Source organism: Bifidobacterium sp., assembly GCF_051876855.1.
Taxonomy (GTDB): Bacteria; Actinomycetota; Actinomycetes; order Actinomycetales; family Bifidobacteriaceae; genus Bifidobacterium.
This window is the reverse complement of sequence record NZ_JBJEIH010000021.1, coordinates 45,885-55,584: the sequence shown is the minus strand read 5'-3', so window position 1 is coordinate 55,584 and position 9,700 is coordinate 45,885. Positions and strand designations below refer to the sequence as shown.

Genomic DNA, 9,700 nt, shown 5'->3' with positions numbered 1-9,700 from the left:
CTACTGCATCACCGATGATGATGAGTTCTTCAAGCGTGCGCCGTGTGGCCAGTTGCGCCCACGAGTGGAGCAGGTCAAGCGTGCGCAGCCCGCTACGGTGCCGGATCACTGATTCCTGAGTCCCGATGTGCCATCGGTGTTCTCTGATTCCCATGCATCGTGCGCGCGGCATACCGGGCAGACTGGTCGCGTCGAGGAGATTCAGCGTCTCGTCGGGATGTCGAAGTGCTGGGATGCATTGAAGTTCCAGAGATGTCGCCGCTGCGAAGATGAGTTGCGTGCCGGCGTTGTTCGGTAGCGACAGACATTGTTGTTGTGTGGCGATACTTCGCGCCTGCAGTTGCTCGTGGAAGCCCTGTGTTTTCGGAGCGAAGTTCGAGGAGCGCTGGGTAATACTCATGATGATGTTCCTGTTGTGATGTTCGTTCCCGGATTCTTTCTGATGCAATACATGTGCATATTACGAATGCGCTGCCGGCCGGGTCCACCACGCCGGGCAAATGTGGTCGAAAGACGCCCCCGCATCTTCATGACTTCTCCACATGCTATCGTGGGCATGTCCGATGGGTCGTCCACGTGCCACAGCGCGGTTCGCCCATCGCGTGAACCTTGCCGCCGGCCGCATCGCCGGCGACCGGGCGAGTCGCAGTAACCTCAGCACGGCGCCCATCCGTCGTGCACAAACCAAGAATCCAAGAATCAAGGAGAGAGCGGAACTTATGGAGAAGTTCTTCCATCTCAAGGAGAACGGCACCACGGTATCCACCGAGATCACCGCCGGCCTGACCACGTTCTTCGCGATGTCGTACATCATCGTCGTCAACCCGCAGATCCTGAGCCAGACGGGTATGCCGTGGGGCGGCGTGTTCCTCGCCACGATTATCGCCGCAATCATCGGCACGCTGGTCATGGGCCTGTTCGCCAATGTCCCGTACGCGCAGGCCGCCGGCATGGGCCTGAACGCGTTCTTCACGTATACGGTGTGCTTCGGGCTGAAGTTCACGTGGCAGGAGACCTTGTGCATGGTGTTCCTGTGTGGCCTGATCAACATCATCATCACGGTCACCAAGATCCGCAAGATGATCATCCAGGCGATTCCTGAGGTGTTGCAGCACGCGATCGGCGGCGGCATCGGCCTGTTCGTCGCGTATGTCGGTATGCTCAATGTCGGCTTCATCACCTTCACCCCGAAGGATACGAAGGCCGCGGGCAAGGGTCTGGCAACTGCCGCGACCCCGGGCCTGGCCACGCTGAACAACCCGACGCTGTGGCTGTTCCTCATCGGCCTGCTGCTGGCCATCGTGTTCACGGTGACCAAGGTGAAGGCCGGCCTGCTGCTGACCATCATCATCACCACAATCATCGGCATTCCGATGGGCCTGACCACGATGTCGAATTCCGTGTCGATCGGCGAGACCTTCTCCCAGCTGCCGACCACGTTCGGCGCGATTTTCAGCGCTAAGGGCTTCCCGGCGCTGTTCTCCGACCCGGCGCGTATCCCGCTGGTGCTGGTGACGATTTTCGCGTTCTCGATGTCCGACACCTTCGACACACTGGGCACCTTCATCGGTACGGGACGCCGCAGCGGCATCTTCTCCGACGAGGATGAGAAGGCCTTGGAGAATGGCTCCGGCTTCAGCTCGAAGATGGATCGTGCGCTGTTCGCCGATTCGATCGCCACGTCGATCGGCGCGATTTTCGGCACTTCGAACACGACGACCTATGTGGAGTCCGCAGCTGGTATCGGTGCCGGCGGCCGCACGGGCCTGACGTCGGTTGTGGTGGCGATCTGCTTCGCTCTGTCCGCATTCCTGTCCCCGGTGATTTCCGCTGTCCCGTCCGCCGCGACGGCCGGCGTGCTGGTGATTGTCGGCTGCATGATGGCCGCAAGCCTCAAGGAAATCGCATGGGACAACATCGATGACGCGATTCCGGCGCTGTTCGCCGCCGTGTTCATGGCGTTCTCCTACTCGATTTCGTACGGCATCGCCGGCGGTTTCATCACGTACTGCATCGTGAAGACCTGCAAGGGCAAGGCGAAGGAGGTTCATCCGGTGATCTGGGTGGTCTCTGCGCTGTTCATCCTTGATTTCGTCTGCATGGCGGTGCTGTGACCGGTGCTGTGACCGGGCTATGACCGGTAAACGTCCCGGCGGTTTCGGCCGGCCGGGGCGGTGATTCCCGTCCACTCTGGAAGCGTGTGGCGGAACATTCGGCGGGGTCGTCGCATGGTGCGGCGGCCCCGTCTTGCATGCCGGCGTTCGGAAGCCGTTGCGCGAAGCCGTTGCATGAAGTCATTGCATGATGCCGTTTGAAGAGACAGTTTGAAGATACCGCCGAACGACACGCCGGGCGATGATGCCCGTGACTTCCAGCATGAGTTTTCCCAGCTGATAGTCAGTGATGAATACGTTTGCGGCGCTGTCGATTATGCTGAAGCGTTTCCGACAGCAAGGCCCGCTTATCTCCTGGCGAACCGCGAGATATCAGGGATTTGCCTGTCCGACAATCTTTGCTATAGTGAGTGCTACCGATTGCATCGGAACCAGATGGGCTTGATGGCTGAATGACGTATATGTGTGACATATAGTCTGGCATAGAGGCGCCGTCCCCGTCAGTGACCGATGCAGTGATGAAAGAACATCGACGGTTGGCCAGTGTCGGCAACCGCAGGAGCAACGGCGAAAGGGGGACCGATGACACACCATAAGCGCCTACATTCCCCGCGCCATACACCGTCGCGGCTGCGGCAAGGTACTATGTTCAGCCATGTTGCGCATCCACGCGGCATCCAAGGCGAGGGCCTGCATCGTAGACGTGTACGTTCACGTCTGCGCACCCGTGTGGTGGTGCCGTTCATAGTCACCGGCATTGTCGCCGCAATCCTGGCCACGTATCTGGTGGCGTTCTCCCCGGCAGGCGCCGCGGACGCATCCGACGGTTTCGATACGACGATCACCACGGCCGGCTCGATGCACACGTCGACACCGCTCAAGATGGGCGACAATCTCGAAGGCGAAAGCAATCCCGATACCGGTGTGGCCACATATGTGGGCGGCAACATGTACGTGGGCGAGAAAATCGGCTCGGATTCCTCTACGGTGCAGTCCAACCTGAACAACGAGAACGGCATCACGGGATCATACGCCGCCGAGGCCGAGGGCTTGACGTTGGTCAATGGCCGTCTGGCCATGCGACAGTTGAAAAACAGCTGGGGTGGTCTCGGTTTTCGCTTCGGTGTCGTCGGCTTTGGCTCGCAGTATCGTCCCTCGGAAACGTATACCGACAGCAGCGGCACCCATAACTCCAGTGTCCTGGCGGTCAGGGGCAGCGACCAATCCGGTGTCACGACGCTGATGAACTCGCCTTCTGTCGATATCGCTGCATGGCCTGCAACCAGTACCGGCAGCACTGTCAACTATGGTGGTGGCTGGATTGGCTCCTCGTATGGCGCGACGCGCGATTTCTCCTATACGGCGACCGTCTCCGGGTCTTCGTCCATCGCGAACGAATGGGGGCACGGCACCGATTCGTCTTATGCATCTCTTGCGAGTGTGAGCAGCGCTGACGGCAAACGTAAAGCGGGTTCCTGGAGCACGTTCGCCGACACGTCATCGTTCACGGTCAACGGCACGGACTATTCCGGCTATCTGTCGCAGGTGAATTCTGATTCCACGAAGCTTGCCGCCCTGCGCGCCAACAGGACCTATGAGGTGGGTGTGGCGCCATCGGAGGACTTCACCCGCTACAAGTACGATTATTTCAAGCGCGAAATCTACAACGAGAAATCGGTCGACAGCTATAAATTCACGTTTTCGTCGAGCAGCATCAGTGAGAAACTCATCACGTTGACGGGTGACGGCACGTCCAGCTTCCAGGTGTTCGATCTGCCAGTATCCGCGCTCGATTCCACCGGCTATACCGGCATTGATTTCTGGCTGCGCAACATTCCGGACACCGCTTCGGTGATTATCAACGTCGTGAATGATGATGGCGGCACGGCCTCGAATACGGTGACGTTCAACAATGGCTGGCGCCTGTGGTGGGGCGGAACGAAGGATTCCGAGATCACAGACAGCGATGTCAACGAAATCGCCGGATGGTATGCGCGTGGCGCGAAGACTGACGGTGTGGGGGTATCTTCCACGTCCGAGGACGAGACCGAGGTCTTTACCACACGGGTGCAGCAACTGTTGTGGAACTTCCCGTATACGTCGCAGTTGACCATCAAAGGCGGCCAAGGGTCCGGCATGCAAACCGTCAAAAGCGGATCGACCGGTTCCGAGGGAACCGCCAAGGCCATGAGAACCACTGACGACCCGGCGGCGAGCTGGATGGGCAGCATCTACGTGCCCAATGGCAGTTTCCAGTCGCACGTTTCCACAAACGGCCGCGTCTATGTCGGCGGCGATTTCGAGATGGATAACCCGGCTACGGCAGTCGTATCATACAGCGACGGTACGGCGTTTACGAATTTCGAGAACGGCAGCAGCACCTCGGTGATCGATATGGATCAGGAACGGCATAACCTGCCGTGGTTCACATCCGATGCCGCCTCGATCACCTTCGCCAAGGTCGGCGATTCCGATGCCACGCTGCTGCCGGGCTCAACGTGGACGATCTACGGTTCGCTCAGTGACGCCGAGAACCGCACGAATCCGCTCGTCACCGTCGTTGACAACGGGAAGAACGATACGAATGCGGCCGAGGGTGTCATCACGGTCCAGGGGCTGACGGCGAAAGCCAACTATTACATCCGTGAGGCGGCTGCTCCCAGCGGGTACCAGCTCAATACGAATATCTACACGGCGCAGACCTCAAGTTCAGGTTATGCCGGCGAGAACCATCTGACAGGAAGGGTGTACACGTCGTCAGGAACGCAGATCGGCGCTTCGGACACCACCGACAATCGGTTGCATTCGATTACCGATGCGAATTCCAGTTCCGGTTCCAGTTATTACGCGATTGGCGACGTGAAAATCGGCCCGAGCGTCACGTGGCGCAAGGAGAACGAGTCCGGGCAGGCACTGCCGGGATCGCAGTGGAAGTTGACCTATACGCCGTCGTCCGGCACTGCGGTCGACTATACGGTCACGGACAACACGGTCGCACCGACCGGTGTCTTGCTTGCACTGGACGGTACTGATGTGACCGCAAGCTCGGCGAAGGTCAAGGAATACCGCAATATCGCACTGTCCGCGACGGTGGCGCCTGACGGTTCCAATCAGCAGGTGACATGGAGCACGAGCGACAGCGGTGTCGCTGTCGTATCCGACGGCGTCGTCACCGGTATCGCGGCGGGCACGGCGGTGATCAAGGCTTGCGCGGTATCGGATACCACGGTGTGCGGCAGCGTCACGATCACGGTCGAATCCGCCGACGCCACATCGCTGACTGTCGCGCGCGACGGCACCACGGTCGCTACGGCGTCCGGGGCCGTGAACAGCACTGTCGTGACAGATGCGACGGTAACCATGTTCAATGGCACCACTGTGGATCTGGATGCCTCCGCAGAACCATCGACGGTCACGCCGGTGTGGTCTTCAAGCAATACCGATGTGGTGACCGTGTCGGATTCCGGTCTGATCACCGCAGTCGCGGACGGCACGGCAATGGTGGTCGTACAAGCGGGCAACAAATCCATCAGGTTCCGCGTCACCGTCCAGGATACGGATCTGACGAAGACCGTCGTGTACTTCCACCACACCGAAAGCGGATGGACCGGCGACGTCTATCTGAAGTACCAGGCCAATGACGGCACATGGCCGACGGTGGGCAATTACACCCTGATGAAGGCGGTGAGTTGCAGCAACGACTATGTGGCCGCGGTGATCGACCTCGCACAGGCGGGTAAGGAATTCCTGTTCACCACCAGCAACACGACTGACAAAGGAAACTGGTATCAGCCAAGCAAGAACAAGAACTTCACGTTCACCGGCGGCACGGCGATCACCGTGTCCGGCGGCACCGCCACGGATGGGGCTCCTTCGGGGACATCATGCCCGGTGGCTGCAGATTCGACGTTGCTCGGTTCGCAAGCCACCATCACCGCCGGACAGACCACGACCACATCGGATACGACCACGTCTTCCGGATCGACCGCTACATCAGGGTCATCGACATCATCCACCGCGGGTTCTGGATCGGGGACGGCGAGCACCGCCAATACTTCCGCCACTCTTGACGATACCGATGCGGCGGTCGGTGTCTTCACGCTTACCGATCTTGCTGACGGCACCTACAAACTGACGGAAAGCGTCGCACCGGAAGGCTACAAGCGGGACACCACCGTCTACGGCTTCACCGTCGCCAACGGCGTGCTGAGCTGGGACTCCGGTGTCAGTACAAACTCTGACGGCTCGCTGACCGTCGTCAACAATCCGACTCAAGTGGTGTGGCGTAAAGTCGACGGTGACACCAAGCAGGCCGGCGGCACGCTGACCGCGCTGCCGGCTTCGCAATGGAAGATCACCCTGTTGGATTCCAGTGGTAGGGAAACCGACGCCGCATACTGCATCGCCGACAACAACCAGACCATCGACACGACCCGATGCACTGGCAACGCCTCAACATATACCGACACCGATACCGCCGACGGGATCATCAACGTGCAAGGGCTTCCCGCAGGCACCTACAAGCTGGTGGAAACCGTGGCGCCGGCGCTGTATCAGCTGCCGGACTCGTCAGACACGTGGTACACCTTCACCATCTCGTCGGACGGTGGCACTTCGGACATCACGGATGCCTCAGGCAGCACGACAGCGCTTGCCGACGCGTCCGGAACATCCATGAATACCATCGGCGACATCAGACAGACCGGTTCTGCCACCTGGAAGAAGACCGATATCACCGGCAAAACTCTGCTCGGCGGGTCGAGTTGGAAGGTCACGTTCTGTCCTGACAGCTCCCCGGACAGCTGCCAGAACGTCACCATCACGGACTGGGCTCCGACCGACGGCTCTACGACGAATACGGCATGCTCCACTACCTGGGCGTGCGACGTGGATCCGGAGGCTGGAGGCTTCAAGCTCGACAACCTGCAGTGGGGCACCTATACGTTGCAGGAGAGCACCGCTCCTGACGGGTATATCGCGGATAAAACATCCCGCACGTTCACCATCGTGCGCGCCAAGAGCACGATTAAAATCGATGCGAACCTGCTCACTAAAGACGTTGGATCCATCGAAAATGAGATTTCCATCACATCGTTGCCATTGACAGGAGGTGAGTGGACCCCAAGAATTGTGGCGATGATCGGTGTATCAGCGCTTGCGCTTGCAGCGGTGTCGTACGGCATCGCACGGCGGCGCAGACGCGGATAATGGCGGTTCTCCGCCAGTCGTCACCGGTGGGTATCGGCCCCTAACGATGTCCGCCGGTAGCGCCCGAAGCGTCCAGACACTCGATGGGACGCTGCAGGCGCAACTGTCGATGCCGCTGCTACTGTAATAATGAAAGATTTCTCCAGCTGCGGAGGGTGTGTGGCTGGGAAGGGGGCGGGCGTGAACCGCCCGTGTGAAACCAACGGAAGCAAGGAGAATCATGAAGAGCTCAATCAAGAAGTTCCTCTCGGGTGTGGCCGCTGTGGCCATCGCCCTGGGGGGGGGGTCTGGCACTTGGCGTAGGTAGCGCCCAGGCGGCTGATGCCAACGGCACCATCACGGTCACTGCAAGCAATGGTACTGCCGGCCATACGCTGACCGCCTACAAGATCGCCGCATACAACAGCGGCACGTATAGCGCGACTTCAGACAGCAAACTCGACACAACAACCTTCAACTACGTTGTCGATTCGAGCGATGAGGACGCCATCGAGAGCGCTCTTGATACGGCAGGCATCAGCGCAAGCGCATCAGGTACGCTCACCAAAGCCCAGGAAGGGCTCAAGCAGCTGTCGGAGGATTCTTCGGGAACCCCGTACGGCTACAAGACCGGTACGAACACGGGTGAAAAGAAGGAGCGCTTGTTCGCCGATGAGCTGGCAAAGAAGATTTCCAGCACTGATACCGCTACGAAGTGGACACCGTCCTACAGCGCGCCAGTGCCCGCCGCTACGGGTACCAATACGTTCAGCGCAACACTGCCCGAAGGCCTATATCTGATTCTTGACACGTACACGTCAGGTGAGGATTCAGCGAACAGCACCCAGTCGGTTCCAATGATCGTCGGCACGACTTTCGCCAATACCGCAATCACCGATTCCGGGAACGTCGGCACGGTGACGCTCAAGGACACGACCGCCCCCATCACCAAGGAGGTCGTTACCGATGAAAAGGGTACGGCTCCGAACAACGACCCGTCCTACAACACCACGGACACCGTGTATTTCAAGCTGACCACGAAGATCCCGAACTATGACGGCTATGCTTCGGACCCGACGCTCAGCGATCCAAAGACAACCCGCCAGCTCAGCATCGTCGACACCTTTGAAGAGGGCAAGTTCATCGACCAGACGGTCGTGTCCGTGTATGACACCACGAAGAACAAGGAGCTGACCGTCAACTCCGACTTCACCACCAAGCCCGAGTCGACCACCAGCTCTGCCACTGATCTCAACAAGCTGACTATCGATTTCCAACGGTTGGTCAACAAAGCGCAGGCGGATACTACGAAAAACCGCGGTCAGGCATGGGACGGTTGGGAGAGCGGGGATACCATCACCGTGATCGTCTCCGGCAAGCTGTCCACCGCCGCCACGACCACCACCAAGGGTTCCACCGCCGGCACCGGCGCGGATACGCAAGGCAACAACAACACCGTACAGCTGAAGTATTCGAACAACCCGTCAGACAACTCGGAGGTGAACACTGTTCAAGGCCCGATTGTGAACGTGTATACCCACGAGTTCACCATCCACAAGGTCGATGCCGCAGGCGGCGATCTGCCGGGCGCAACCTTCCAGGTGTCCACCGGAGGCACTGCGCTCAAATTCACGAAAGACGCTTCCGGCGCATACGTAGTCGATAAAGACAGCTCAACGGCGACCACCGACCTGGTCTCCGGCAGCGACGGCCTGATCAAGGTCAAGGGTCTCAAGGCCAGCAAGGATGGTGTGACTTATACCGTCAAGGAAACCAAGGTGCCTGATACGTACCTTCAGACGGTGGCACCGACCTATGAGGTCACGCTCAAGGACACTTTCGACAATGACGAATACAATCCTGCCAGATCGGGTAACGCCCTCGTAGCGGGTGATGATTGGTTGACTGACTTGTCGTACTCCTACAACACCACCCAGGACGTGTACAAACTGGTGACCGCGGGCACAAGCGACACGAGCGAGCCCACCGGAGACACCGCGTACGTCAAGAACGTGACTTCCATCACGCAGCTTCCGAAAACCGGTGCCGCGGGCATCGCGATGTTCACCATCATCGGCGTGGCGGTGATCGCCGTGGCTGCACTGTTCGCGGTGCGGGCGCGTAAGGCGGCGCAACGCGCCTGATGAGGTAGGCGCCATGGCCGTGCTACGGTGTGGCGTCCGCCGCATCGGCACATGATGCAATTTGACAGGCCCCGTCTCCGGGCCGATCCGCTCGGACCGTCCCGGAGACGGGGCCTGTCATGACTGATCGAAGGCGGCCATCGGTTCAACTCCGCAGGCCGAGGCAAGGAGGTCGCATGGCGAATCGGGCCAAGCATACGCATGTGGTGTCATCGGCCCAGCCGGCCCTGTCTGCGCAACCCGCTCAATCAGCCC

4 protein-coding genes are annotated in these 9,700 nt (G+C 59.5%); 3 read left to right on the top strand and 1 reads right to left on the bottom strand.

Annotation, left to right across the window (positions count from 1 at the left end):
• A partial coding sequence (locus tag ACI38B_RS01710; protein ID WP_439729254.1) for a hypothetical protein occupies nt 1-400 on the bottom strand: 400 nt, incomplete at its 3' end.
• 319 nt (nt 401-719) lie between these two features.
• On the opposite strand from ACI38B_RS01710, the gene ACI38B_RS01705 reads away from it, so the two are divergent.
• The 3 genes from ACI38B_RS01705 (at nt 720) to ACI38B_RS01695 (ending at nt 9,445) form a co-directional block, all read left to right on the top strand.
• Complete coding sequence (locus tag ACI38B_RS01705; RefSeq protein ID WP_439729256.1) at nt 720-2,114, top strand: NCS2 family permease; 1,395 nt, start codon at nt 720-722, stop codon at nt 2,112-2,114.
• Between the two features lie 645 nt (nt 2,115-2,759).
• Nucleotides 2,760-7,322, top strand: a complete 4,563-nt coding sequence (locus tag ACI38B_RS01700; protein WP_439729253.1) for a SpaA isopeptide-forming pilin-related protein — start codon at nt 2,760-2,762, stop codon at nt 7,320-7,322.
• Nucleotides 7,323-7,573: 251 nt separating this feature from the next.
• Nucleotides 7,574-9,445 (top strand): LPXTG cell wall anchor domain-containing protein, encoded by a 1,872-nt coding sequence (locus tag ACI38B_RS01695; RefSeq protein WP_439729252.1) that lies wholly within the window; start codon nt 7,574-7,576, stop codon nt 9,443-9,445.
• Nucleotides 9,446-9,700: the final 255 nt, after the last annotated feature.